25 protein-coding genes are annotated in these 24,454 nt (G+C 57.5%); 16 read left to right on the top strand and 9 right to left on the bottom strand.

The window, feature by feature from the left end; all coding sequences use genetic code 11:
- Positions 1-135: 135 nt before the first annotated feature.
- Genes AC6I7J_RS13860 through nagB form a run of 4 tightly spaced genes read right to left on the bottom strand, consistent with a single transcriptional unit; the run spans position 136 to position 4,165 of the window.
- A complete protein-coding gene (locus tag AC6I7J_RS13860; RefSeq protein ID WP_021508565.1) occupies positions 136-888 on the bottom strand; it encodes an HAD-IIA family hydrolase in 753 nt (250 codons plus the stop codon).
- A 41-nt stretch (positions 889-929) separates the two neighbouring features.
- Positions 930-2,150 (bottom strand): DNA-binding transcriptional regulator NagC, encoded by a 1,221-nt coding sequence (gene nagC / locus AC6I7J_RS13855; protein ID WP_021508564.1) that lies wholly within the window; start codon positions 2,148-2,150, stop codon positions 930-932.
- Positions 2,151-2,157: 7 nt separating this feature from the next.
- Positions 2,158-3,306 (bottom strand): N-acetylglucosamine-6-phosphate deacetylase, encoded by a 1,149-nt coding sequence (nagA, locus tag AC6I7J_RS13850; RefSeq protein ID WP_031279885.1) that lies wholly within the window; start codon positions 3,304-3,306, stop codon positions 2,158-2,160.
- A gap of 58 nt (positions 3,307-3,364) precedes the next feature.
- The gene (gene nagB / locus AC6I7J_RS13845) at positions 3,365-4,165 is read right to left on the bottom strand and encodes a glucosamine-6-phosphate deaminase (protein WP_031279884.1); all 801 of its coding nucleotides are present in this window, start codon (positions 4,163-4,165) and stop codon (positions 3,365-3,367) included.
- 343 nt (positions 4,166-4,508) lie between these two features.
- Between nagB and nagE the strand changes: the two genes are divergently transcribed.
- From nagE to AC6I7J_RS13830, 3 genes are all read left to right on the top strand, one after another.
- A complete protein-coding gene (nagE, locus tag AC6I7J_RS13840) occupies positions 4,509-6,542 on the top strand; it encodes an N-acetylglucosamine-specific PTS transporter subunit IIBC (protein ID WP_498007234.1) in 2,034 nt (677 codons plus the stop codon).
- 151 nt (positions 6,543-6,693) lie between these two features.
- A complete protein-coding gene (gene glnS, locus AC6I7J_RS13835; protein ID WP_058757889.1) occupies positions 6,694-8,361 on the top strand; it encodes a glutamine--tRNA ligase in 1,668 nt (555 codons plus the stop codon).
- Positions 8,362-8,597: 236 nt separating this feature from the next.
- On the top strand, positions 8,598-8,993 hold the full coding sequence (locus AC6I7J_RS13830; protein ID WP_498005965.1) for a hypothetical protein: 396 nt from the start codon (positions 8,598-8,600) through the stop codon (positions 8,991-8,993).
- Positions 8,994-9,054: 61 nt separating this feature from the next.
- On the opposite strand, the gene fur is transcribed toward AC6I7J_RS13830, so the two are convergent.
- The 4 genes from fur to ybfF form a co-directional block, all read right to left on the bottom strand.
- On the bottom strand, positions 9,055-9,504 hold the full coding sequence (fur, locus tag AC6I7J_RS13825; protein WP_021508558.1) for a ferric iron uptake transcriptional regulator: 450 nt from the start codon (positions 9,502-9,504) through the stop codon (positions 9,055-9,057).
- Positions 9,505-9,856: 352 nt separating this feature from the next.
- Complete coding sequence (fldA, locus tag AC6I7J_RS13820; protein ID WP_021508557.1) at positions 9,857-10,387, bottom strand: flavodoxin FldA; 531 nt, start codon at positions 10,385-10,387, stop codon at positions 9,857-9,859.
- 137 nt (positions 10,388-10,524) lie between these two features.
- Positions 10,525-10,800, bottom strand: a complete 276-nt coding sequence (ybfE, locus tag AC6I7J_RS13815; RefSeq protein WP_010616122.1) for a LexA regulated protein — start codon at positions 10,798-10,800, stop codon at positions 10,525-10,527.
- A gap of 169 nt (positions 10,801-10,969) precedes the next feature.
- Complete coding sequence (gene ybfF / locus AC6I7J_RS13810; protein WP_498005963.1) at positions 10,970-11,734, bottom strand: esterase; 765 nt, start codon at positions 11,732-11,734, stop codon at positions 10,970-10,972.
- Between the two features lie 248 nt (positions 11,735-11,982).
- Here ybfF and seqA point away from each other — a divergent pair, with 248 nt between their 5' ends.
- Together seqA and pgm are read left to right on the top strand one after the other, a co-directional pair.
- Complete coding sequence (gene seqA / locus AC6I7J_RS13805) at positions 11,983-12,522, top strand: replication initiation negative regulator SeqA (RefSeq protein WP_010616121.1); 540 nt, start codon at positions 11,983-11,985, stop codon at positions 12,520-12,522.
- Positions 12,523-12,547: 25 nt separating this feature from the next.
- Entirely contained in the window at positions 12,548-14,188 is a 1,641-nt protein-coding gene (gene pgm, locus AC6I7J_RS13800) for a phosphoglucomutase (alpha-D-glucose-1,6-bisphosphate-dependent) (protein WP_021508555.1), read from the top strand.
- A gap of 42 nt (positions 14,189-14,230) precedes the next feature.
- On the opposite strand, the gene kdpE is transcribed toward pgm, so the two are convergent.
- A complete protein-coding gene (gene kdpE, locus AC6I7J_RS13795; protein ID WP_215786364.1) occupies positions 14,231-14,905 on the bottom strand; it encodes a two-component system response regulator KdpE in 675 nt (224 codons plus the stop codon).
- Between the two features lie 246 nt (positions 14,906-15,151).
- On the opposite strand from kdpE, the gene AC6I7J_RS13790 reads away from it, so the two are divergent.
- The 11 genes from AC6I7J_RS13790 (at position 15,152) to nei (ending at position 24,391) form a co-directional block, all read left to right on the top strand.
- Positions 15,152-15,352 (top strand): YbfA family protein, encoded by a 201-nt coding sequence (locus AC6I7J_RS13790; protein ID WP_031279882.1) that lies wholly within the window; start codon positions 15,152-15,154, stop codon positions 15,350-15,352.
- A gap of 151 nt (positions 15,353-15,503) precedes the next feature.
- The gene (locus AC6I7J_RS13785; RefSeq protein WP_058757888.1) at positions 15,504-16,460 is read left to right on the top strand and encodes a YbgA family protein; all 957 of its coding nucleotides are present in this window, start codon (positions 15,504-15,506) and stop codon (positions 16,458-16,460) included.
- A gap of 12 nt (positions 16,461-16,472) precedes the next feature.
- The gene (phrB, locus tag AC6I7J_RS13780) at positions 16,473-17,900 is read left to right on the top strand and encodes a deoxyribodipyrimidine photo-lyase (RefSeq protein WP_498005960.1); all 1,428 of its coding nucleotides are present in this window, start codon (positions 16,473-16,475) and stop codon (positions 17,898-17,900) included.
- A gap of 18 nt (positions 17,901-17,918) precedes the next feature.
- Positions 17,919-18,662, top strand: coding sequence for a type 2 GTP cyclohydrolase I (locus AC6I7J_RS13775; RefSeq protein ID WP_021508550.1), 744 nt, complete (start codon positions 17,919-17,921; stop codon positions 18,660-18,662).
- Between the two features lie 161 nt (positions 18,663-18,823).
- Positions 18,824-19,480 carry a 5-oxoprolinase subunit PxpB gene (gene pxpB / locus AC6I7J_RS13770; protein WP_021508549.1) on the top strand — a complete coding sequence of 219 codons (657 nt, stop codon included), beginning with the start codon at positions 18,824-18,826 and terminating at the stop codon, positions 19,478-19,480.
- The gene (pxpC, locus tag AC6I7J_RS13765) at positions 19,474-20,412 is read left to right on the top strand and encodes a 5-oxoprolinase subunit PxpC (RefSeq protein ID WP_058757884.1); all 939 of its coding nucleotides are present in this window, start codon (positions 19,474-19,476) and stop codon (positions 20,410-20,412) included. Before pxpB ends, pxpC begins: the two co-directional genes overlap by 7 nt.
- Positions 20,396-21,133, top strand: a complete 738-nt coding sequence (gene pxpA, locus AC6I7J_RS13760; RefSeq protein ID WP_498005958.1) for a 5-oxoprolinase subunit PxpA — start codon at positions 20,396-20,398, stop codon at positions 21,131-21,133. The genes pxpC and pxpA overlap by 17 nt, the downstream gene beginning before the upstream one ends.
- A gap of 57 nt (positions 21,134-21,190) precedes the next feature.
- Positions 21,191-21,919 (top strand): DUF969 domain-containing protein, encoded by a 729-nt coding sequence (locus AC6I7J_RS13755; protein WP_498005956.1) that lies wholly within the window; start codon positions 21,191-21,193, stop codon positions 21,917-21,919.
- A complete protein-coding gene (locus AC6I7J_RS13750; RefSeq protein ID WP_166719974.1) occupies positions 21,919-22,935 on the top strand; it encodes a DUF979 domain-containing protein in 1,017 nt (338 codons plus the stop codon). The genes AC6I7J_RS13755 and AC6I7J_RS13750 overlap by 1 nt, the downstream gene beginning before the upstream one ends.
- A 7-nt stretch (positions 22,936-22,942) precedes the next feature.
- Positions 22,943-23,590, top strand: coding sequence for a pyroglutamyl-peptidase I (gene pcp, locus AC6I7J_RS13745; protein ID WP_058775288.1), 648 nt, complete (start codon positions 22,943-22,945; stop codon positions 23,588-23,590).
- Positions 23,591-23,602: 12 nt separating this feature from the next.
- On the top strand, positions 23,603-24,391 hold the full coding sequence (nei, locus tag AC6I7J_RS13740) for an endonuclease VIII (protein ID WP_058769449.1): 789 nt from the start codon (positions 23,603-23,605) through the stop codon (positions 24,389-24,391).
- Positions 24,392-24,454 lie beyond the last annotated feature (63 nt).

The following is a 24,454-nucleotide window of genomic DNA, read 5'->3' as shown; positions in this document are numbered from 1 at the left end:
TGTCAGAAGTGATGGTTTTGTGCGCAACCGATGAGGCCGCGTTAGCGGCTGAATCACAGCGCTATGCCAGACACATAAAAAAGCCCTGCACACCGTAACGGCGAGCAGGGCCATAAGCAGACAGCATGACGCGAATCAGAACAGGTCGATATCAGCCACGGAAGGGTAGATCCAGTCCGGACGGAACGGCATGGCGTCGATATCGCTCAGCGTAGAGACGCCGGACAGCACCAGAATGGTTTCCAGACCGGCCTGGAAGCCAGCCAGAATATCGGTGCGCAGATTATCGCCCACAATCACCGTCTCTTCTGAATGCGCATGCATTTTATTCAGTGCGGCGCGCATGATGTAAGGGCTGGGCTTACCGACATAAAACGGTTTGCGGCCGGAGATGGTTTCGATACCGGCACAGAGCGCGCCACAGGCTGGCACAAAGCCGCGTGCGTGGGTATCAGGATTGGTCGCGATAAAACGTGCACCGTTAGCCACAAAGAAAGCGGCTTTATGCATCATCTCCCAGTTAAACGATCGCGTCTCGCCGACGATGACGAAATCCGGGTTGACGTCAGTGATGGTAAAACCGGCCTTATACAGTTCATGAATCAGCGCGCCTTCACCAATCACGTAGGCTTTTTTGCCCTCCTGACGACGCAGGAAATCCGCGGTTGCCATGGCGGAGGTGTAAAACACCGAATCCGGGATGTCGACGCCGGCGTTGGCAAAGCGGTTGGCCAGATCCTGCGCAGTTTGTGACGGATAGTTGGTCAGTACCACCAGCGGCATCTCTTTTTCCAGAATGCGCTGCAGGAATTCGTTTGCGCCTTTCACGGCGGTATTGTCGTGCATCAACACGCCGTCGATGTCACAGATTACGCTTTTGATGGTCATAGGTGGCTTCCGGTCAGGCCTGCCAGCCGGCAGGCTTTCTATTATTCTTCCAGCAGGTGCTGCAGCAGAATGCCATTCAGCATAGCGCGTTTTGCCAGCGCGAAAGCGCCAATTGCCGAGCGATGGTCCAGTTCAGACCGCACCACGGGCAGATTTTTGCGAAACGCGTTCAACGCCTGGGTGTTAATGCAGCCCTCAATCGCCGGGAACAGCACTTTATCGGCATCGGTAATTTCGCCGGCCAGCACTACTTTTTGCGGGTTAAACAGGTTAATGGCGATAGCGATCGCTTTGCCGAGATAGCGGCCAACGTACTCGATCACTTCGCAGGCCAGCGCGTCGCCCTGATTGGCGGCGCGGCAGATTTGCGGCATCTGGCAATCATCCAGCGTCAGGCTGCTGGGATAACCCTGGTTGAGCAGGTGGCGCACGCGGTTCTCAATCGCGCCGTTGGCGGCGATGGTTTCGAGGCAGCCAAAGTTGCCACAGTGGCAGCGTTCGCCGAGCGGATCGACCTGAATGTGGCCAATCTCACCTACGTTGCCATTGCTGCCGAGAAAAATGTGGCCGTTAGCGATGATGCCGGCGCCGGTTCCGCGATGTAAACGCACCAGAATGGAGTCTGCACAGTCGCGGCTTGCACCGAAATAGTGCTCAGCCAGCGCCAGGCTGCGGATATCGTGCCCGACAAAACTGGTGACGTTAAAGCGTTTTTTCAGGCTCGCCACCAGCGGCCAGTGGCTGACGGCAATGTGCGGCATGTAGCGAATGATGCCGTTAATCGGGTCGACCAGCCCCGGCAGGATCACCGCGATAGCGATCAGCTCATGAATTTTACGCTGGTGCGCGCTCATAAAGGCACTGATGGCGTTGAACAGCGCGTTCTCCAGCGTCTCCTGGGTGCGCTCCGGCAACGGATAATCTTCCTGCGCCAGCGATTTTCCGCTGAGATCGAACAGCGTCAGCGTGGCATCGTTGCGCCCCAGGCGCACGCCGATGGTATGAAAATGGCGGGTTTCGGTGATGATGGAGATGGCGCGGCGCCCACCGGTGGAGGCCTGTTGCTCCACCTCTTTGATGAGGCCGCGTTCGATAAGCTGACGGGTAATTTTGGTGACGCTGGCGGGCGCAAGCTGGCTGAGTTCGGCAATCTGAATACGCGAAATCGGCCCCTGTTGATCAATCAGCCGGTAAACAGCTGCACTGTTAAGTTGTTTGACAAGATCGACATTTCCTATTTGAGTCTGGCCGCCAGTGGTCATTCAGTACTTACTCGCTGAGGACGTTGTCTCCGTTGACGAACGTCTTAGTGATTTGATAATCGCGGGTAAAGACAGTGAGGTTGGCGACTTTTCCTGCTTCCACCGTACCAAACTGCTCTTCCACACCCATTGCCCTTGCCGGATACAGGGTCGCCATGCGCAGCGCTTCGTCCATCGCGATACCACAATGTTCCACGCTATTCTGCACCGCTTCAATCATCGTCAGCGCAGATCCGCTCAGGGTACCGTTCTCATCTACGCACAGGCCGTCGCGATAGTATATTGTTTTACCTGCAAAAATGAATTGATCAATCGACGCACCGGCCGGCGCGGTGGCATCGGTCACCAGCACCAGTTTGTCGCCTTTGATTCGTTTTGCATTGCGCACGTTAGCGTAATTGACATGTAAACCGTCTGCAATAATGCCGCAGTATACATCAGGCGAATCAAACAGCGCACCGATAAGACCTGGCTCACGACCGCTAAAGGCGCTCATGGCGTTATACAGGTGGGTGGCAAAGGTGACGCCCGCGCTGATGCCCGCTTTGGCTTCGGCATAGGTGGCATTGGAGTGACCAGACGACACAATAATCCCGGCGTCACGCAGCTGGCGAATCACCGCGCTGCCCGCATTTTCCGGTGCTAGCGTAACTTTGGTGATGACGTCAGCGTTGGCGCACAGGAAATCCACCAGCTCCGCATCCGGCAGACGAATCAGCTGCGGATTATGGGTGCCTTTCTTCTCTTTATTCAGCCACGGACCTTCCAGATGCAGGCCCAGCGCCTGATTCTGATGCTTCGCCAGGTAAGCGCGCATGGTTTCAATCGCACGCTTCATCAGTTCATCACTGCTGGTAATCAGCGTCGGTAAATAGCTGGTGCAGCCGGATTTTTCATTGGCACGCTGCATGATTTCCAGCGTTTCCACGCTCAGGGCATTGATGTCATCGTTGAACTGCACGCCGCCGCAGCCGTTGAGCTGCAGGTCGATAAATCCGGGAGCGATGAACCCACCAGCCACATCCTGTTGTGGAATCGCGGCGTCCAGCGCATCGCGCGGGCAGACACGCTCAATCAGGCCATTGGCAATCACCACGGCGTGATTGTCCAGAACTTCATGACCGGTAAAAATCCGGCCGTTAACTAATGCGTACATCATCTCTTCTCCCGGCTGAACCTGCTGCGCTTAACAGCAGGCTTTCTACAACGTGTTGTTACACACCCTTCATATTTTCCGCTTCCATTTCGCGGAAATATTTCACGGTTTTCACTTTCAGTTCCATGGTGGCTGGCTCATCACACACCACCACCGCTTTCGGGTGCAGCTGCAGGCAGCTGATGGTCCACATGTGGTTGACGTTACCTTCTACCGCCGCCTGCAGCGCCTGGGCTTTGACGTGGCCGGTCACCAGAATCATCACTTCTTCCGCATCCAGCAGCGTGCCGACGCCCACGGTCAGGGCATATTTAGGCACCTGATCAACATCGCCGTCGAAGAAACGCGAGTTCGCCACACGGGTGTCGTGCGTCAGGGTTTTAATGCGGGTGCGGGAAGAGAGCGAAGAAGCCGGTTCGTTGAACGCAATGTGGCCATCGTTGCCGACGCCGCCCATAAACAGGTGGATTTTACCCAGTGCGCGGATCTTCTCTTCGTATTGGCGACATTCTGCGTCAATATCTTCGGCATTGCCATTCAGAAGATTGATATTTTCTGGTTGAATATCAACGTGATCGAAAAAGTTACGGTACATAAAGCTGTGATAGCTTTCCGGATGCTCTTTCGGCAGACCGACATACTCATCCATATTGAAGGTGATCACGTGTTTGAAACTAACCTGGCCCGCTTTATGCATCTCGATCAGGTGCTTGTAGGCTTCCAGCGGCGTACCGCCGGTTGGCAGTCCCAGCACAAAGGGACGGTCTGCGCTGGGTTTAAAGGCATTGATGCGATTAACGATATGGCGTGCAGCCCATTTACCCACCTGGGTCGGTGTGGCCAAAGGGATCAGTCTCATGTCTTCACCTCAGTTAAGATTGGAAAGTTAGGGTCGCGTTTACTGCTGCAGCTGGCTGCTTATAGGGTAACCCGTTTGCGCGCTCGCGGCGTTGGAAAAGTGCGACCTGATATTTTTCATCATAAAATAAGTTTGTAGTGGTGGCTAGCATTTCGCAGTGAAAAACGTCAATTTTGGTGATTAAAGTCACAGTTACACTGGTTTTAATTTGCGAGGCGAATTAATTTATCTTTACACTGCGCCTCGTGGTGAAGTGTGTCATCAAGGTACCGGGTGCCGGGATAATAAAATCAACCCGCATCACGGCAAAACGCCAGTCTCATAGGGGGAGAATAAGGTGAGTATTTTAGGATATCTGCAAAAGGTCGGCCGCGCGCTTATGGTGCCGGTAGCGACCCTGCCGGCAGCGGCAATCCTGATGGGGGTAGGTTACTGGATCGATCCGGACAGCTGGGGCGCAGGCAATGCGCTGGCAGCACTGCTGATCAAATCGGGTTCTGCCATCATCGACAACATGTCCGTGCTGTTCGCCATCGGTGTGGCTTACGGCATGTCAAAAGATAAAGACGGTGCAGCGGCATTAACCGGCTTTGTAGGTTTCCTCGTGGTTACTACCCTGTGTTCACCCGCCGCGGTGGCCATGATTCAGAAAATGCCGGTGGAGCAGGTTCCTGCCGCTTTCGGTAAAATCAATAACCAGTTTGTCGGCATTCTGGTGGGCATTCTCTCGGCGGAAGTGTACAACCGCTTCAGCCACGTTGAGCTGCCCAAGGCGCTGTCGTTCTTCAGCGGTCGCCGTCTGGTGCCGATCCTGGTCTCCTTCCTGATGATTGTGGTCGCCTTTATCCTGATGTATGTCTGGCCGATCATTTTCGGCGGTCTGGTGAGCTTTGGTGAGCACATCCAGAAACTGGGCTCGGTCGGCGCGGGCGTGTACGCCTTCTTTAACCGTCTGCTGATTCCGGTTGGCCTGCACCACGCGCTGAACTCGGTGTTCTGGTTCGACGTGGCGGGCATCAACGATATTCCTAAATTCCTGGGCGGCGCGCAGTCTATCGCCAACGGTACCGGCATCCCGGGTATCACCGGTCGCTATCAGGCGGGCTTCTTCCCGATCATGATGTTCGGTCTGCCGGGTGCGGCGCTGGCAATCTATCACTGCTCACGCCCGGAAAACCGCGCGAAAGTCGGTGGTATCATGCTGGCAGCGGCTTTTGCAGCCTTCTTCACCGGCATCACCGAGCCACTGGAATTCTCCTTCATGTTTGTGGCACCGGTGCTGTATGTCATCCACGCCGTGCTGACCGGTATTTCGGTCTTCATCGCTGCCAGCATGCACTGGATTGCCGGTTTCGGTTTCAGTGCCGGTCTGGTGGACATGGTGCTGTCGACGCGTAACCCGCTGGCTGTGCACTGGTGGATGCTGATCCCGCAGGGTCTGGTGTTCTTCGTCATCTACTATGTGGTGTTCCGCTTCACCATTCAGAAATTCAACCTGCTGACGCCGGGCCGCGAGCTGGCTGCCGGTGATGAGACAGACGGCTACGACGTCAACGTTGATCACAGCAGCAACGGTGAGAGCGAAACCGAATCTCTGGCACGTCGCTACATCGGCGCGGTGGGCGGTTCTGACAACCTGACCAACATCGACGCCTGCATCACCCGTCTGCGTCTGAATGTGAAAGACTCTGCGCAGGTGAATGAAAGCGTGGCTAAACGCCTCGGTGCTTCTGGCGTGATCCGCCTTAACAAGCAGAGCGTGCAGATCATTGTTGGTACGCAGGCCGAAAGCATTGCGACCGCCATGAAAACCGTACTGAGCAAAGGCCCGGTGGCCGGCGCAGCGGCACCTGCTGCGGTAACCACCGCCGCGCCTGCGGCTGCTCAGCCCCAGGCCGTGCGCAATAGCGAGAAAAAGGTGATTGCAACGCTGCTGGCACCGGTCAGTGGCGAAGTGGTAGCGCTGGAAAACGTGCCGGATGAAGCCTTCGCCAGCAAAGCGGTAGGCGATGGTCTGGCGATCAAACCGAGCGATAAAACTGTCGTCGCGCCTGTGGCGGGCACCGTGGTGAAAATCTTCAACACCAACCATGCATTCTGCCTTGAAGCCGAAAATGGCGTCGAGATTGTCGTGCACATGGGTCTCGATACCGTCGCGCTGGAAGGCAAAGGCTTTACCCGTCTGGTGGAAGAGGGCGCTACCGTCACAGCGGGCCAGCCGATCCTCGAAATGGATCTGGACTTCCTCAACGCCAATGCGCGTTCGATGATCAGCCCGGTGGTGGTCAGCAACAGCGATGATTTTGCTGGTCTGAATCTGCTGGCAGGCGGTACCGTGGTAGCAGGCGTTACGCCGCTGTATGAAGTGAAAAATTAACACGTTTTGATCGTCACTGAAGGCAGGAAGCAATTCCTGCCTTTTTTGTTTTAAAACGACCAACAAACGGTTGTTTCCCTTCAGCGCTTTGTGGATCATACTCCGTTACTTCGTGGTACAAATCACCCGCTATTGTTTTGAGGATTTTGAGATGAGTGAGGCTGAAGCCCGCCCAACGAACTTTATTCGTCAGATCATCGACGAAGATTTGGCGAGCGGTAAGCACAACAGTGTGCATACCCGTTTCCCGCCTGAGCCCAATGGTTACCTGCATATTGGCCATGCAAAATCGATCTGCCTGAACTTTGGTATCGCACAAGATTATCAGGGGCAGTGCAACCTGCGTTTCGACGACACCAATCCGGTCAAAGAGGATATGGAGTTCGTTGAATCGATCAAGAATGATGTGCAATGGCTGGGCTTTGAGTGGAGCGGCAACATTCGTTACTCCTCTGACTACTTTGACCAACTGTTCAACTACGCGGTTGAGCTGATCAACAAAGGCCTGGCCTACGTTGACGAGCTGTCGCCAGAGCAGATCCGTGAATACCGCGGCACGCTAACCGCGCCGGGCAAAAACAGCCCGTATCGCGATCGCAGCGTGGAAGAGAACCTGGCGCTTTTCCAGAAGATGCGTGATGGCGGCTTCGAAGAGGGCAAAGCCTGTCTGCGTGCCAAAATCGACATGGCATCCAGCTTTATTGTGATGCGCGATCCGGTGCTGTACCGCATTAAATTTGCTGAACACCACCAGACTGGCAACAAGTGGTGCATCTATCCGATGTACGACTTTACCCACTGCATCTCCGATGCGCTGGAAGGCATCACCCATTCCCTGTGTACGCTGGAGTTCCAGGACAACCGTCGTCTCTACGACTGGGTGCTGGATAACATCACTATTCCGGTGCATCCGCGTCAGTACGAGTTTTCGCGCCTGAATCTGGAATATGCGGTGATGTCGAAGCGTAAGCTGACGCAGCTGGTGAGCGAGAAGATTGTTGAAGGCTGGGACGATCCGCGCATGCTGACCGTATCCGGTCTGCGCCGTCGTGGCTATAGCGCGGCGTCAATCCGCGAATTCTGCCGCCGTATTGGTGTGACCAAGCAGGACAACATTGTTGAGATGGCGTCGCTGGAGTCGTGCATTCGTGACGACCTCAACGAGAACGCGCCGCGCGCTATGGCGGTGCTGGATCCGCTGAAAGTGGTGATCGAGAACCTGCCGGCCGGGCATGAAGAAATCATCAGCATGCCGAACCATCCGAACAAGCCGGAGATGGGCACGCGTGAGGTGCCGTTCAGCCGTGAGGTGTGGATCGATCGCGCCGACTTCCGTGAAGAGGCCAACAAGCAGTACAAACGTCTGGTGCTGGGTAAAGAAGTTCGTCTGCGCAACGCTTACGTCATTCGTGCCGAGCGCGTGGCGAAAGATGAAGCCGGCAACATCACCTGCATCTACGCTACCTGCGATGTCGACACCCTGAGCAAAGATCCGGCCGATGGCCGCAAGGTGAAAGGCGTTATCCATTGGGTGTCGGCGATTCACGCGCTGCCTGCCGAATTCCGCCTGTACGATCGACTGTTCAGCGTGCCAAACCCGGGCGCGGCCGAGGATTTCCTCACCACCATTAACCCGAACTCGCTGGAGATCAAACAGGGCTTCGTTGAGCCGGGTCTGCGTGCCGCCAGCGCGCTGGCGCCGTATCAGTTTGAGCGCGAAGGTTACTTCTGCGCAGACAGCGTGTACTCGCAGCCGTCGAAACTGGTGTTCAACCGCACCGTGGGTCTGCGTGATACCTGGGCAAAAATCGGCGAATAATTTTACTGCTTGATAGCACGATATGATCAGCAAAGGGCGAGCAATCGCCCTTTTTTATTGCCCGTTATCTGCAAACGGGAATCGATTATGCTGAACCAGACAAAAAACAGTAATCACGCGCGATTACGACTAATCTGACTTTAATAAAATTAACTAATTTACCCGTGTGAAATCGTTATTTTCAGGTAGGCTATGCGCTCTTAAATGTTGCTGTGCGGGTTAGCGAAGGAAGAAAAATGACAAGTCTCGCTCTGGAAGCCAAACATAGCGTGGTGGTTTTACATCAGCTTATCGAACGTATTTTTAATCAGGCCGAAGGCAGCGATGACAGTATGGAACTGCTGCTGTCGCACTTTCATCCCGACTTCAAAATGGTGACGCCGCAAGGCAAACAGCTCGATCTCAATGACACTGAAACCCTGTTTCGCAAACTGCACGGGCAGCGGGAAGGGATGCGAATCGCCACCAGTGAGCATGCCATCATTTCCCAGCAGCAGCAGGAAGTGACCATTCAGTATCACGAACTGCAAATGCTTAACGGCAACAACCAGACCCGCATTTCGCTGGCGGTGCTGGACTGCAGCACGCCGGTTCCGCGCTGGCGCTATTTGCAGGAAACGCTGGTCGCCTGAACGCAGCCATAAAAAAACCGGTGCCTGGCACCGGTTTTTTTATACTGCATAGCATATTCAATTACTGATCGTGGAGCGTCTCGTCTTCGCGGCAGTCTCCCAGCGCACAGTGGCCGTACAGATACAGGCTGTGGTTGCTGAGTTTAATACCGTGGCGTGTTGCAATCTCACGCTGACGCGTTTCGATAGATTCATCGCTAAACTCGATCACTTTGCCGCAGTCGAGGCAAATCAGGTGATCGTGGTGGTGCTGCTGGGTCAGTTCGAACACGGATTTCCCGCCTTCGAAGTTATGACGCGTCACGATGCCGGCGTCGTCAAACTGGTTCAGAACACGGTATACCGTCGCCAGACCAATCTCTTCGCCCATGTCGATCAGGCGTTTGTACAAATCTTCCGCACTGACATGATGGGACTCGGGTCCGGGTCCCTGAAGCACTTCCAGAATCTTCAGTCTGGGCAGCGTGACTTTCAGGCCAGCCTTTTTCAATGCGGAGTTGTTGTCAGTCATGCGGATATTGTCCTGTTACTTTGCTAGTCACTTACGGCGCAAAGGCCTTGAATGTGTGGTCAACGCGCATTCTCATTTGCGTCTCATTATAGAGCTCAGCCTGCGAAATGAAAACCGGCTGCGGCGGACAATTCCCCGGATGCTGTAAGGAGAAATGTCGTGAACCTCAGCGGGATCGTGCAGATCGATGTTCCTTTTCGCGCAGCCTCAGTCTGATGCCCGAGGAATAAGCAGATGACCGTTGCGGGTATTCTACAGAATTGAGGGAAAAAGTTAAAAAACCGTAGCTATTATTTTTATAGGTAATTCCATTGCCCGATGTGAGCCAGCGCCCACATCGGACAGGAAAGCATCAGGCTTCGATGATCGCCTGCAGCTGCAGCTCGTCAAAGATCTGCTTAACCCATTTGTCGACGCGCTCGTTAGTCAGTTCAGGCTGACGATCTTCATCGATGGCGAGGCCGAGGAAGTGTTTGTCGTCTGCCAGACCTTTAGAGGCTTCGAAGTGGTAACCTTCGGTTGGCCAGTGGCCCACAATCACTGCGCCGTTTGGCTCAATGATGTCGCGAATGGTGCCCATCGCGTCACAGAAGTACTCGGCATAATCTTCCTGATCGCCGCAGCCAAACAGCGCTACCAGCTTACCGTTGAAATCAATCTCTTCCAGCGTCGGGAAGAAGTCATCCCAGTCGCACTGGGCTTCACCGTAGTACCAGGTCGGAATACCCAGCAGCAGAATATCGAATGCTTCGAGATCTTCTTTGGTGCTCTTAGCAATGTCATGCACTTCGGCGACATCTTTACCCAGTTGTTTCTGGATCATTTTTGCAATGTTTTCAGTGTTGCCGGTATCGCTGCCGAAGAAAATGCCTACGATTGCCATGGAGTGAGTAACCTCTTAAATCCTGATTGTGAAAGTAAGTCAGAAGACGACACAGTTATGCGAATGATAGCAGACCGGCGAAAAGCGCGGAATGTGTAAAGCGCTGAGTTTGTGTTCCAGCGTGCGGTCTGCGCACGTTACGCCAGTTTGAGCTGCGCCAGCAGCATTTGTTCAATCAGTTCACTGCGGCTGATGTTCTGCTGCTCGGCCAGCGTATTAAGCGCGTCGACCGCTTCGCTGGACATTTTCAGCTCAACGCGGCGCAGGCCGCGCACCCGGTCGCGCTTCAGCTGGTTGCGCTTATTAATGCGCAGCTGCTCATCACGCGACAGCGGACTGGTTTTAGGGCGACCGGGACGCCGCTCGTCTGCGAAGAGATCGAGCGTGGTACGATCTGTCTGTTCTTTTGCCATGGTTTGTGAAACTGCGTGGGCGCGAACGGCGGAAAGGCGCTGCGCGATTTAAACATTTATCGGCCCGACCGCGGCGAAAAAAGCATCCGCGGCAAATTTTTAGCGCGACATCATACTCCAGCGCCCGGCGCGACGCCAACCCTAAACCGCCTGTGGCAAGCTTTTGCTTTTACAGGTTAAAAAAGCGGCGCACCGCGCGCAGCACGGCATCGGGTTTTTCGGCATGCACCCAGTGGCCGGCACCGCTGATAATGTGCGCCTGCGCCTGCGGGAACTGGCGCAGCAGCGCATCACGGTGCTGATTGTCCAGATAGGGTGAATCACCGCCGCGAATAAACAGCGCCGGATGAGGCCACGCGGGCACCTCCTGCCAGCCGGAGAGCACCGGATAATTTTCCCACAACACCGGCACGTTAAAGCGCCATTCGCCTTCATGGAAAGATTTCAGAATGAACTGAATCACGCCTTCTTCGCGCACGTGTTCACGCATCACGTCGGCTGCAGCGCTGCGGCGCGTGACGCCAGCTGCGCTGACCGCGCGGATCGCCGCGAAGATCTCATCGTGGCGTCGCGTCTGGTAATCCACCGGCGCGATATCAATCAGCACCATTTTGCCAATCCGTTCGGGCGCAACGGCGCTCAGCGCCATGGCAATTTTGCCGCCCATTGAGTGGCCGATAATATCGACCCGTTCGATGTGGTGCGCATCCAGCGTGTCGACCATATCCTGCGCCAGCGCAGCGTAATGCATCTCTTCGCTGCGCGGAGACAGGCCGTGGTTACGGACATCCACCTGCAGCGTGGGCCGTGCATCGCGCACGCCGCGCGCCAGGACGCCGAGGTTATCCAGGCTACCAAACAGGCCATGAATTAACAGAATGGGCTGGGCATCAGGGGCAGATTGTTCAGTTTGCAGACGGGCGTTCAAAATCATGGCTAAAGTTCTTTCGGTTGAGACCTGGGCTTAGGGTATCATGGATTCACCTGTCCCGGCGCCAGGCGGTCAGGCATTAGGGCATATTCCGACTTTTGCCCGTAAACGATGCCAGCGCTACCGGCTGTCGCGGATTTAACTTTATAATCCTTATGTTAGAGCCCGCTCACATTTTGCACGACCGGATTTTGTTAAGGCCTTTGCAAAGTAGCGTGGTTCTGCCATTTGCCAGAATCGCACGGAAAAAGATGAAAACGATTGAAGTTGACGAAGAACTCTACCGTTATATTGCCAGCCACACGCAGCACATTGGTGAAAGCGCTTCGGACATTTTGCGCCGTATGCTGAAATTCACTGCCGGCCAGAGCGCATCCGCTGCGCCAGCGGCGAATGCGGCGGTAAAAGAAGCACCGGCTGCACGCAGCGAAGCGCGACCTCAGGATCGTGTGCGCGCCGTACGCGAGCTGCTGCTGTCTGACGAGTATGCGGAGCAGAAGAAAGCGGTTAATCGCTTCATGCTGATCCTGTCAACGCTTTATCGTCTTGATCCGGCAGCCTTTGCTGATGCCACTGCCTCGCTGCAGGGCCGCACCCGCGTTTACTTTGCGGGCGACGAGCACACGCTGCTGCAAAATGGCACCCATACTAAGCCGAAGCACGTGCCCGGCACGCCGTACTGGGTGATCACCAATACCAATACAGGTCGTAAATGCAGCATGGTGGAACACATCATGCTTGCCATGCAGTTCCCGCAGGAACTGGCAGAGAAAGTTTGCGGCACCATTTAAACCGAAGCGTCAGGGAGAAGCGCCAATGGCCAATCACCCCCGTGCCGGGCAACCTGCCCAGCAGAGCGATTTGATTAACGTTGCACAATTAACCTCGCAGTACTACGTCCTGAAGCCGGATGCGGCGAACCCGGACCATGCGGTGAAATTTGGCACCTCCGGCCACCGCGGCAGCGCGGGACGTCATAGCTTCAACGAAGTACACATTCTGGCGATTGCGCAGGCGATCGCTGAAGAGCGTAAAAAGAACGGCATCACCGGTCCGTGCTACGTAGGTAAAGACACCCATGCGCTGTCTGAGCCGGCGATCCTGTCAGTGCTGGAAGTGCTGGCCGCCAACGGCGTTGATGTGATTGTGCAGCAGGACAACGGCTATACGCCGACGCCAGCTATCTCCAACGCCATTCTGGAGCACAACAAGCGCGGCGGCGCGCAGGCGGACGGTATCGTGATTACCCCGTCGCATAACCCGCCGGAAGACGGTGGCATCAAGTACAATCCGCCGAACGGTGGACCGGCTGACACCAACGTCACCAAAGTGGTGGAAGATCGCGCGAATCAGCTGATCAAAGGTGAGCTGAAAGAGGTTAAGCGTCTGGCGCTGGATCAGGCGTGGGCCAGTGGCCACATCGTTGAGCAGGATCTGATCCAGCCATACGTTGAAGGTCTGGCGCAGGTGATTGATTTCCCGGCAATCCAGAAAGCCGGCCTGAAAATCGGTGTCGATCCGCTCGGCGGTTCCGGCATGGCCTACTGGCAGCGCATTGCAGAGCACTACCAGCTGGATCTGACCATCGTCAATGATGCCATCGATCAGACGTTCCGCTTCATGCATCTGGATAAAGATGGCGTGGTGCGCATGGACTGTTCGTCCGAGTGCGCGATGGCCGGTCTGCTGGCGTATAAAGATAAGTTTGATCTGGCCTTCGGTAACGATCCGGATTACGACCGTCACGGTATCGTCACGCCCGCCGGTCTGATGAACCCGAACCACTATCTGGCGGTAGCGATCAACTACCTGTTCCAGCATCGTCCGCAGTGGGGCAAAGAGGTGGCCGTCGGTAAAACGCTGGTCTCCAGCGCGATGATTGACCGCGTGGTGAACGACATTGGCCGCAAGCTGGTGGAAGTACCGGTCGGCTTCAAATGGTTCGTGGATGGTCTGTTCGACGGCAGCTTTGGCTTTGGCGGCGAAGAGAGCGCCGGCGCCTCGTTCCTGCGTTTCGACGGCTCCGCCTGGTCAACAGACAAAGACGGCATCATCCTGTGTCTGCTGGCGGCGGAAATCACTGCGGTTACCGGTAAGAATCCGCAGCAGCACTATGATGAGCTGGCCGCGCGTTTTGGTGCGCCAAGCTACAACCGTCTGCAGGCACCTGCCACTTCTGCGCAGAAAGCGGCGCTGTCGAAGCTGTCACCTGAAATGGTCAGCGCCGATACGCTGGCGGGCGATCCGATCACCGCACGTCTGACCGCGGCACCGGGCAACGGCGCCTCGATTGGTGGTCTGAAAGTGATGACTGAAAACGGCTGGTTCGCGGCACGTCCGTCCGGCACGGAAGACGCCTACAAAATCTATTGTGAAAGCTTCCTCGGCGCTGAGCATCGCCAGCAGATCGAGAAAGAAGCGGTAGAAATTGTCAGCGAAGTGCTAAAAAACGCCTGACAGGGCATCCTGCATGAAGAAGGCCGCGTTTGCGGCCTTTTTTTATGGCATGAAGCGATAGCCGATGCCGGTTTCTGTCAGCAGGTGCGTCGGCTGGGTGGGGTTGGCTTCCAGCTTTTGCCGCAGGTGTCCCATATAGATGCGCAGGTAATGGCTGTGTTCCACGGCGTTGGGCCCCCACACCTGGTTAAGCAACTGGCGCTGGGTCAGCACTTTGCCGGCGTTATTCAGCAGCAGGCTGAGCAGGCGAAATTCAGTCGGCGTCAGATGCACCTCTTCGCCGCCGCGCAGCACGCGTCGCGCGGCGAGATCAACGCTCACTTCGCCAAACTGCACCAGCGGCTCTGGCTGGCTGCGCTGATGGCGGCGCAGCGCTACGCGCACCCGCGCCAGCAGTTCGCCGATGCCAAACGGCTTGGTGAGATAGTCGTCAGCGCCGGCATCCAGCGCCTCAATTTTATCCTGCTCATCGCTGCGCGCTGACAGCACAATCACCGGCATGCTGCTCCACTGCCGCACTTCGCGGATGAAGGCATTGCCATCGCCGTCCGGTAAACCGAGATCGAGAATCACCAAATCCGGTTTGCGCGTAGCCGCTTCAATCAGGCCGCGCTGCAACTGCTCCGCTTCCACAATCTTCAGGCCTTCGCTCTCCAGCGCCAGGCGCACGAAACGGCGAATCTCCTTTTCATCTTCGACAATCAAGATGGTCGTCACGCTGACTCCTGCGGCAAATAAGGTTAACGCATTACTTTAACAATAAACCGCGACGGCGTCCGTCACGATCTCAGTAACTCGCTGTGATCCAAAATTTTACAAAAATGTAACTTCCTTTCATCCCGGCCAGGAAATGGCTGAAAAAAGATCAAAATAGTGGTCGGATGAGTAGTAAAATTACACAACCAGGCGTAATATCTGAGGCAGATCACATTTCAAAGCAAAATTTACCACGAGGAGGCATTGATGTATCAGGCATATCCACTCGCCAAAATTGTGCTGCGCCGTGTGCTGGTGGTATTGATTGGCGTACTGGCGCTGCCAGTGATGCTGTTCCGCCAGGATCGCGCGCGCTTCTACAGTTATCTGCACCGCATGTGGTGCAAAACCAGCACCAAACCGGTCTGGCTGGCGCAATCGGAAGCGGCAGGCGGTATTTACTGGTAACGCCCGGCTTCGCGGTGATAACCCGGTGACCTCGCTCGAGGCACCGGGTTTTTTTATCTTAAAGTGGTGCGACAAACGCATTGTCCCGCTGTTATCTCGCGGCATTTCAGCTACACTTAAACCTCTACAAGATTTTGGAGGTTGTACAAGTATGAGCGAGAAAATTCCTGTAGGTATCAGTGCCTGCCTGCTCGGGGATAGCGTCCGATTCGATGGCGGCCACAAGCGTTTTGCCTTTGCAACTGACGAGCTCGCGCCATTTGTGCGCTTCGAACCTGTCTGCCCGGAAATGGCGATTGGTCTGCCGACGCCGCGCCCGGCGCTGCGGCTGGTCAAACAGAGCGACGATCAGATCCACCTGTGTTTCAGTAAAGACGGCGGGGAAGAGCTGACCGATGACATGGCCCGCTGGTCTGCGGAGCGCGTTAAATCGCTGCACCACCTGTGCGGCTACATCCTGTGTGCCAAATCGCCGAGCTGCGGACTGGAGCGCGTGCGCGTCTACGAGCCTGACACTAACAACAATCGCAAAGCCGGCACCGGTGTGTTCACCTCATTCCTGCAAAAAGAGCTGCCGTGGCTGCCGCTGGAAGAGGATGGACGCCTGCACGATGATGCGATTCGCGAAAACTTCATGGGGCGCGTCTATGCGCTGCATGAGTTCAACGAAATGTGGCGCAGCGGGCTGACGCGTCACAAGCTGATTGCCTTCCACAGTCGCTACAAACTACTGCTACTGTCGCATGCGCAGGATGAGTACCGCGAGATGGGGAGGTTTGTCGCGGCAATGGAACAGTGGGAGTCACTGGATGCGTACGCCTTTGAATACCGTAACCGTCTTATGCACCTGATGTCGCACCAGGCGTCGCGTCGTAATCACACCAATGTGCTGATGCATGTACAGGGCTATTTCCGGCCGAAGCTGAGTTCACCGCAGCGTCAGGAGCTGGCGCAGCTGATCGATCGCTACCGTCGCGGTGTGCAGCCGTTGCTGGCCCCCATCACCATGCTGAAACATTACATGGCGGAGTTCCCGCACCCGTGGCTGGCGCAGCAGCGTTATTTCGATCCCTACCCGGAAGCGCTGCGTCTGCGCTATGGCCAGTAAACACGGAGCGTTATGAGCACTCACTTAGTCTGGCTGCGTAACGATTTGCGCATGAATGATAACAGCGCACTGGCCGCGGCCTGCCGCGACAATCAGGCCGAGGTGCTGGCGCTGTTCATCGCCACGCCCGGCCAGTGGCAGCAACACAGCATGGCTCCCAAACAGGCGGCTTTTATCCATCAAAACCTGTGCCTGCTGCAGCAGTCGCTGGCAGAACGCGGTATTAAGCTGCACTTTCATCAGTGCGATGACTTCGCCGCGTCGGGCGACTATCTGGCGACCTTCTGCCAGCAGCACAAGGTGGATGCGCTGTTTTACAACTATCAGTATGAATTCAATGAGCGCCAGCGCGATGCTGCGGTTGAAAAGCAGCTCGATCAGCAGGGCGTGGTGTGCCAGGGATTCGATGACAGCCTGCTGTTACCGCCGGGCAGCGTACAGACCGGCAGCAACAGCATGTTCAAAGTGTTCACGCCGTTCAGCAAAGCGTTTATCCGGCGTCTGCAACAGGGGCTGCCAGAGTGCCATCACGCACCGAAAGCGCGCGCCGGGGCACCCGTGGCCGCCGGCAAAAAAATAGCGGCATTCGATTATCCTGTGGAAGAATTCGACGAAACCTGGTTTCCTGCCGGAGAAGAGGCGGCGCTGAAGCAGCTGCGCCATTTTGCCCAGCAGCGGGTGGAAAAATATGACCAGCAGCGCGACATACCGGCGATTGACGGTACCAGCCGCCTGTCGCCATATCTGGCGATTGGTGTGCTGTCGCCGCGTCAGTGCCTGCATCGCATTCTGAAGGAGCATCCGCAGGCGCTGAACAATGGCAGCGCGCTGGTGTGGCTGAATGAACTGGTCTGGCGCGAATTTTATCGCCACCTGATGGTGGCCTTTCCGGCGCTGTGTAAGCATCAGCCGTTTGTCGACTGGACGCGCAATGTCAGCTGGCAACAGAATGAGCAACACCTTACCGCCTGGCAGCAGGGCAAAACCGGTTATCCGATTGTCGACGCAGCGATGCGCCAGCTCAATACGCTGGGCTGGATGCACAACCGGTTACGCATGATCACCGCCAGCTTTCTGGTGAAAGATCTGCTGATTGACTGGCGCGAGGGTGAACGCTATTTCATGCAGCAGCTGATTGACGGCGATCTGGCGGCTAACAACGGTGGCTGGCAGTGGGCCGCGTCGACCGGCACCGACGCCGCGCCTTACTTCCGCATCTTCAACCCGACGACCCAGGGCGAGCGCTTTGATAAGCAGGGCGAGTTTATCCGCCGGTGGCTGCCGGAGCTGCAAGACGTGCCGGACAGCGCCATCCATCAGCCGCACGCCTGGGCGGAGAAAAATAACAAGAAACTCGATTATCCGGCGCCAATCGTGGAACATAAGGCGGCACGTAAAAAGACATTAGACGCCTTCGAGCGCGCGCGCAGCGCAGCCTGAGGCGGTCACGGAGCCGTTATGAACAATTTCGAGTTAGAACAGATCGTCAATCAGCAACTCAACACCAGTGCCTTCAGCGACTATGCGCCCAATGGTTTGCAGGTTGAGGGGCGTGAGCAGGTGCGCCGCGTAATCACCGGCGTGACGGCCTGTCAGGCGCTGCTGGATGAGGCGGTAAAACGCCAGGCCGATGCGATACTGGTGCATCATGGCTACTTCTGGAAGAGCGAAGCGCCGGTGATTAAAGGAATGAAACGCCAGCGTCTGCGCACGCTGCTGGCCAATGACATCAACCTGTACGGCTGGCACCTGCCGCTCGATGCTCACCCACAGTTGGGCAACAACGCCCAGCTGGCCACGCTGTTTGATATCGACGTCAAAGGTGAAATTCAGCCGCTGGTGCCCTGGGGCGAGCTGGCTGAGCCGCTAAGCGGTCCGGCGCTGGCGGAAAAGATCGCGGCGCGCCTCGGCCGCCAGCCGCTGCACTGCGGTGATAATGCTCCGGCGCTGATTCGCCGGGTGGCATGGTGCAGCGGTGGCGGTCAGGGCTTTATCGATGCGGCCGCCGCCTTTGGCGTTGACGCCTTTATCAGCGGTGAAGTCTCTGAGCAGACCATTCACAGCGCCCGTGAACAGGGGCTGCATTTCTTTGCTGCCGGCCATCACGCCACTGAACGCGGCGGCATCAAAGCGCTCGGTGAGTGGCTCGCCAGCCAGCATGGTCTGGATGTGACCTTTATCGATATCGACAATCCCGCCTGACCGCCTCGCTTATGCGCCCGGAAAACACGTGCCGGGCGCAAATCAGTTGACACATCTCCTTCACTTTCGCATAACTTATTGACTTTTCGCATAAGCGAATGCCCTCAGGCGCGCCGTCACTGCGGTCACGGCGCGTTTTATTAATGACCGGGAGGTGGGTTTTGCAACGAGCACGTTGTTATCTGCTGGGTGAGCGGGCGGTGGTACTGGAGCTGGAACCGCCGGTTTCGCTCGTCAGCCAGCAGCGCATCTGGGGATTGTGCCAGCGGCTGCAGCAGAATGAGCAGATCGCGGAAGTGATTCCGGGCATGAATAACCTGACGCTGCTGCTGCGCGATCCGCAGCTGAAAGCGCTGGATGCAATTGAGCGTTTGCAGCGCTGGTGGGAAGAGAGCGAGGTGCTGCTGGCCGAGCCGCGTCAGGTTGAGATTCCGGTGGTGTATGGCGGCGCGGGCGGTCCGGATCTGGCGGAGGTCGCCCGTGCGGCGGATCTGACCTCGCAACAGGTGGTGGAGCTGCACAGCAGCGCGGATTACGTGGTCTATTTCATTGGCTTTCAGCCGGGTTTCCCTTATCTCGGTGGGCTGGATGAGCGGCTGCACACGCCGCGTCGCGCCGAGCCCCGGCTGGTGGTGCCTGGCGGTTCTGTGGGCATTGGCGGCAGCCAGACCGGTATCTATCCGCTGGCTGCGCCCGGTGGCTGGCAGTTGATTGGTCACACGCCGCTTAGCCTGTTCGATCCACAGCAGCAGCCGCCGACGCTGCTGCGTCCCGGCGACAGCGTCCGCTTCGTGCCACAACGGGAGGGCGTATGTTAAACATTTTGCGTGCCGGATTAATGACCTCGGTGCAGGATCGCGGCCGCCACGGCTGGCGGCAATACGGCATCAGCCTGAGCGGCGCACTGGATGAGCCTTCAATGCGCACGGCCAATATGCTGGTCGGCAACGCGGAAAACAGCGCGGTGCTGGAAATTGTGCTCGGTCAGTTCAAAGCGGAGTTTCGTCGCGACGGCTGGTTTGCGCTGACCGGTGCCAGCTGCAGCGCCGAACTGGATGGCCAGCCGGTGTGGACCGGCTGGCGTCTGCCGGTGAAAAAAGGCCAGGTGCTGAGTCTGTCCATGCCCACGCGCGGTATGCGCAGCTATCTGGCGGTGAACGGCGGTTTTGCCATCGACGCCATGCTGGGCTCGCACAGCACCGATCTCAAAGCGGCCTTTGGCGGCTGGCAGGGACGTAAACTGCAGGATGGCGATCAGCTGCCGCTGGGCAAGCCGACGCGCCGCTTCAGCCATCAGGCTGGCGTACGGCAGCTGCTGTGGGGCAACCGCATCCGCGCACTGCCGGGGCCGGAATACAACGAATTTACCCACGACGCGCAGGACGCATTCTGGCGTAACCCGTGGCAGCTCAGCCCGCAAAGTAACCGCATGGGCTACCGGCTGCAGGGCAGTCCGCTGCAGCGCAGTGTCGCACGTGAACTGCTGTCGCACGGCCTGGTGCCGGGTGTGGTGCAGGTGCCGCCGAACGGTCAGCCGATTGTGCTGATGGCCGATGCGCAAACCACCGGCGGCTATCCGCGTATTGCCTGCGTCATCGAAGCCGATCTCTATCAGCTGGCGCAGATTCGTCTGGGAGAACCGATTCACTTCATCCGCTGCACGCTGGAGGAGGCGCTGCTGGCCAAACAGCAGCAGCAACGTTCGCTTGATCAGATAGCCTGGGGGCTTGCTCATGAAGATCGATCTTAACGCCGACCTCGGTGAAGGCAGTGCCAGCGATCGGGCCCTGCTGGAGCTGGTGAGCTCGGCCAACATCGCCTGCGGTTTCCATGCCGGCGATGCCGAAACCATGCTGCAGTCGGTGCGCTGGGCCAGTGCCAGCGGCGTGGCGATTGGTGCGCATCCGAGCTTTCCCGACCGGGAAAATTTTGGCCGGACCGCCATGCAGCTGCCACCGGAAACCGTCTACGCGCAGGTGATCTACCAGATTTGTGCCCTGAAAAGCCTCGCCGAAAGTGAAGGAGCGAAGCTGGTGCACGTGAAGCCGCACGGCATGCTGTATAACCAGGCGGCGGCCGATGCAGCGCTGGCGGATGCGATTGCGCGCGCGGTGAAGGCCGTCGATCCGGCGCTGATTCTGGTTGGCCTAGCGGGCAGCGCTTCAATTGCCGCCGCCGCGTATCATGGTCTGCGTACGCGCGAAGAGGTGTTTGCTGACCGCGGCTATCTGGCCAGTGGCGCGCTGGTGCCACGCAGCCAGCCGGGGGCGTTAATCGAAGAGGCTGAGCAGGCGCTGGCGCAGACGCTCACCATGGTGCAGCAGCGTCAGGTGCGCAGCGTCAGCGGCGAATGGGTGGCGGTGAATGCGCAGACGGTCTGTCTGCACGGCGATGGCGCCCATGCGCTGGAATTCGCCCGCACGCTGCGCGCCGCTTTTGCGACAAATCAGATTGCTGTCACCAGCGCCTGATCATTGACTGTTAGCCCGGCCTGTTGCCGGGCTTTTTATTTCTGACGAGGGGAAAACATGGATAACGTGGTCAATCTCTGGCCGTTACTCGGCATTGCCGCGATTGTGCTTGGCTTTGTGCTGCGCTTCAACCCGGTGCTGGTGGTGATTGTTGCCGGTTTTGTCACCGGGCTGGCGGCGCATATGCCGCTCGGCGATATTCTGGAGAAGCTCGGTTCCGGCTTTCTCAATACCCGTAATCTGCCGCTGATCCTGCTGTTACCGCTGGCGGTTATTGGATTGCTGGAGCGCCACGGTTTGAAAGAGCGTGCGCAGACGTGGATCGCCCGGATCAAAACCGCCACCGCCGGCCGTTTACTGATCGTCTATCTGTTCGTGCGTGAGCTGACTGCGGCGCTGGGGCTGACCAGCCTGGGCGGGCATCCGCAGATGGTGCGTCCGCTGCTGGCGCCGATGGCCGAAGGTGCTACTGAAAACCGTTACGGCAGCGTATCACCGGAGATTCGTCAGCGGCTGCGCGCCATGTCGGCGGCTACCGATAACGTCGGGCTGTTCTTCGGTGAAGATATTTTCGTGGCCTTCGGCGCGATCATTTTTATGCACAACTTTATGCAGGAGTCGGCGGGCATCAGCACCGAGCCGTTGCACATCGCGCTGTGGGGCATTCCGACGGCGCTGTGTGCGTTCCTGATTCATGCTGCGAGACTGGTGCGGCTCGACCGTCAGCTGTCGCGTGAGCTGGGCGCGCTCAACCAGCAGGCGCTGCGCGAAAAAGGAGGTGAGTGATGTTTCAGCAACAGTATCTGATGTGGCTGGCCGGGGCGATCCTGCTGATTGTCGCGCTGCTGTCATGGCGCGATAGCGCCAACCCGCGCCGTTTTACCACCGGTTTATTCTGGGCGCTGTACGGTCTGATTTTCCTGATTGGCGACGGTGCTTATCAACTGATGGGGCAGTGGGCCGGTGATGCGGAGCTGGGACGTCGCTGGTTGCATATTGCCGTGGGCGCGGCGGTGGTGATCATGGCGCTGATTGCCGGGTTCGGCGGCGTGCGCCTCGGTCGCTATCATCAGCGCAGCGATGAACAGAAGCAGCAGAGCGCGCAGCGTCTCGGCAACAAGCTGTTTCTGCCGGCGCTGGCGATCCCGCTGGTGACGGTGATTGGCGTGCTGGCGTTCAATCATATTCCCGGTCTGCAGGAGCGGGTGTTTGGCCCGGGCAATCATTCGACGCTGGTCACGCTGTTTTCGATGATGATTGGCTGCGTGCTGGGCTGGCTGATTGCGCTGAAGTTTACCCACGAGAAGCCGCTGCAGTCGATGCAGGAGACGCGGCGCTTACTGGATGCAGTGGGCTGGGCATTTATCCTGCCGCAGATCCTCGCCACGCTCGGCCTGCTGTTTACCAGCGCTGGCGTCGGCACGGCGATTTCACATCTGACCGAACACTATCTGGCGGTGGATAACCGGCTGATTGCGGTCGCGGTGTATGCGCTGGGCATGGCGCTGCTGACCATGGTGATGGGCAATGCGTTTGCGGCGTTCCCGATTGTCACCGCCGGCATCGGTATTCCGATTCTGGTGCTGCAGCACGGTGGCAATCCGGCGGTGATGGCGGCGATCGGCATGTTCTGCGGGTACTGCGGCACGCTGATGACGCCAATGGCTGCCAACTTCAATATTGTTCCGGCACGTTTACTGGAGCTGCCGGACCGTAACGCGGTGATCAAGGCTCAGGTGCCAACCGGTGTGCTACTGTTAGTAGTAAATATTTTCCTGCTTTATTTCCTGATGTTCCTGTGAGGTTGCGATGAAAACGGTGTTAATGACGGCGTTCGAGCCGTTTGGCGGCGAGCGCATTAATCCGTCGTGGGAAGCGGTACGCAGCTTTGATGGTCGGGAGTTCGGCGGCGCGCGGATTGTGGTGCGCCAGCTGCCGGTGGTATTCGCCCGCTGCGGCCAGGTGCTGACCGCTGCGCTGGAAGAGCTGCAGCCGCACCGCGTGCTGTGCGTCGGCCAGGCTGGCGGGCGCAGCGATATCAGCGTAGAGCGCGTGGCGATTAATGTGAACGATGCGCGCATTCCGGATAACGACCAGCAGCAGCCGGTCGATCAGCCGATTGTCGCCGGGGGACCGGCGGCCTATTTTTCCACGCTGCCGATCAAAGCGATGGTCGCGGCACTGCGCGAAGTGGGGATTCCGGCTTCGGTGTCGCAAACCGCCGGGACGTTTACCTGCAATAACGTCATGTATCACCTGCTGCACTGGCTGCAGACCACAGGCAGCGCAGCACGCGGCGGTTTCGTGCATATCCCGTATATGCCGCAGCAGGCGGCGCAGCATCCTGGGGCACCGAGTATGTCGACCGCCAGTGTGATCCAGGCGCTGGAAACGTCGCTGCAGGTGATTCTCAGCACAGAGAAAGACATTCGCGAAGTGGGCGGCGCAACCCATTAATCAGGAGCGGTTATGCCAGAGGGACCGGAGATCCGCCGCGCGGCGGATCAACTTGCAGCGGCAATGGTGGGCAAGCCTCTGACCGAGGTATGGTTTGCTTTTCCGGCGCTGAAGACCTACGAACCGGCGCTGATGGGGGAAACCATCGACGCCTTTGAAACGCGCGGCAAGGCACTGCTGACACACTTCTCCAACGGGTTGACGCTGTATAGCCATAATCAGCTGTACGGCGTGTGGCGTGTGGTGCCGAGCGGGACTGAGCCCAATACTTCGCGCCAGCTGCGCGTGCGGCTGGGTAATGCCGACCGGGCAATTTTGCTGTATAGCGCTTCGGATATTGAGCTGCTGAACGCAGATACGCTTGGCGCGCATCCGTTTTTGCAACGCGTCGGACCTGACGTACTGGACGCTACGCTGACGGTGGAAGAGGTGCGCGAGCGACTGCTGTCGCCGCGTTTTCGTCGCCGCCAGTTCAGCGGTTTGCTGCTGGATCAGGCATTTCTCGCCGGGCTCGGCAACTATCTGCGCGTCGAGATTTTGTGGCACGCCGGTTTGCTGGCGCAGCATCGTGCACAGGATTTGAGCGACCAGCAGCTGGATGCGTTGAGCCACGCCATGCTGGCGGTGCCGCGTTTGTCCTATCAGATGCGTGGCAGCATGAAGAAGTATCACGAAGAGGCGGCGTTTCGTTTCGAGGTGTTTCACCGCCAGGGCAAAAAGTGCCGGCGCTGCGGCACCGTCATTGAGAAAGGCGTACTTTCATCACGACCGTTTTACTGGTGTCCGGGCTGTCAGCATTGAGTATTGGTCATCAATAGAAGAGGCGCGGGACAGGCCATCCCCGCATCGTCTCCCGGCAAACTG

This window comes from Type-C symbiont of Plautia stali (assembly GCF_059730935.1).
This window is presented reverse-complemented; position numbering and strand designations above follow the sequence as displayed.

Coding starts and splice junctions, on each gene's coding strand:
- AC6I7J_RS13860 (WP_021508565.1), bottom strand. CDS start 888: ATGACCATCAAAAGCGTAATCTGTGACATCGACGGCGTGTTGATGCAC.
- nagC (WP_021508564.1), bottom strand. CDS start 2,150: ATGACCACTGGCGGCCAGACTCAAATAGGAAATGTCGATCTTGTCAAA.
- nagA (WP_031279885.1), bottom strand. CDS start 3,306: ATGTACGCATTAGTTAACGGCCGGATTTTTACCGGTCATGAAGTTCTG.
- nagB (WP_031279884.1), bottom strand. CDS start 4,165: ATGAGACTGATCCCTTTGGCCACACCGACCCAGGTGGGTAAATGGGCT.
- glnS (WP_058757889.1), top strand. CDS start 6,694: ATGAGTGAGGCTGAAGCCCGCCCAACGAACTTTATTCGTCAGATCATC.
- AC6I7J_RS13830 (WP_498005965.1), top strand. CDS start 8,598: ATGACAAGTCTCGCTCTGGAAGCCAAACATAGCGTGGTGGTTTTACAT.
- fur (WP_021508558.1), bottom strand. CDS start 9,504: ATGACTGACAACAACTCCGCATTGAAAAAGGCTGGCCTGAAAGTCACG.
- fldA (WP_021508557.1), bottom strand. CDS start 10,387: ATGGCAATCGTAGGCATTTTCTTCGGCAGCGATACCGGCAACACTGAA.
- ybfE (WP_010616122.1), bottom strand. CDS start 10,800: ATGGCAAAAGAACAGACAGATCGTACCACGCTCGATCTCTTCGCAGAC.
- ybfF (WP_498005963.1), bottom strand. CDS start 11,734: ATGATTTTGAACGCCCGTCTGCAAACTGAACAATCTGCCCCTGATGCC.
- seqA (WP_010616121.1), top strand. CDS start 11,983: ATGAAAACGATTGAAGTTGACGAAGAACTCTACCGTTATATTGCCAGC.
- pgm (WP_021508555.1), top strand. CDS start 12,548: ATGGCCAATCACCCCCGTGCCGGGCAACCTGCCCAGCAGAGCGATTTG.
- AC6I7J_RS13790 (WP_031279882.1), top strand. CDS start 15,152: ATGTATCAGGCATATCCACTCGCCAAAATTGTGCTGCGCCGTGTGCTG.
- AC6I7J_RS13785 (WP_058757888.1), top strand. CDS start 15,504: ATGAGCGAGAAAATTCCTGTAGGTATCAGTGCCTGCCTGCTCGGGGAT.
- phrB (WP_498005960.1), top strand. CDS start 16,473: ATGAGCACTCACTTAGTCTGGCTGCGTAACGATTTGCGCATGAATGAT.
- AC6I7J_RS13775 (WP_021508550.1), top strand. CDS start 17,919: ATGAACAATTTCGAGTTAGAACAGATCGTCAATCAGCAACTCAACACC.
- pxpC (WP_058757884.1), top strand. CDS start 19,474: ATGTTAAACATTTTGCGTGCCGGATTAATGACCTCGGTGCAGGATCGC.
- pxpA (WP_498005958.1), top strand. CDS start 20,396: ATGAAGATCGATCTTAACGCCGACCTCGGTGAAGGCAGTGCCAGCGAT.
- AC6I7J_RS13755 (WP_498005956.1), top strand. CDS start 21,191: ATGGATAACGTGGTCAATCTCTGGCCGTTACTCGGCATTGCCGCGATT.
- AC6I7J_RS13750 (WP_166719974.1), top strand. CDS start 21,919: ATGTTTCAGCAACAGTATCTGATGTGGCTGGCCGGGGCGATCCTGCTG.
- pcp (WP_058775288.1), top strand. CDS start 22,943: ATGAAAACGGTGTTAATGACGGCGTTCGAGCCGTTTGGCGGCGAGCGC.
- nei (WP_058769449.1), top strand. CDS start 23,603: ATGCCAGAGGGACCGGAGATCCGCCGCGCGGCGGATCAACTTGCAGCG.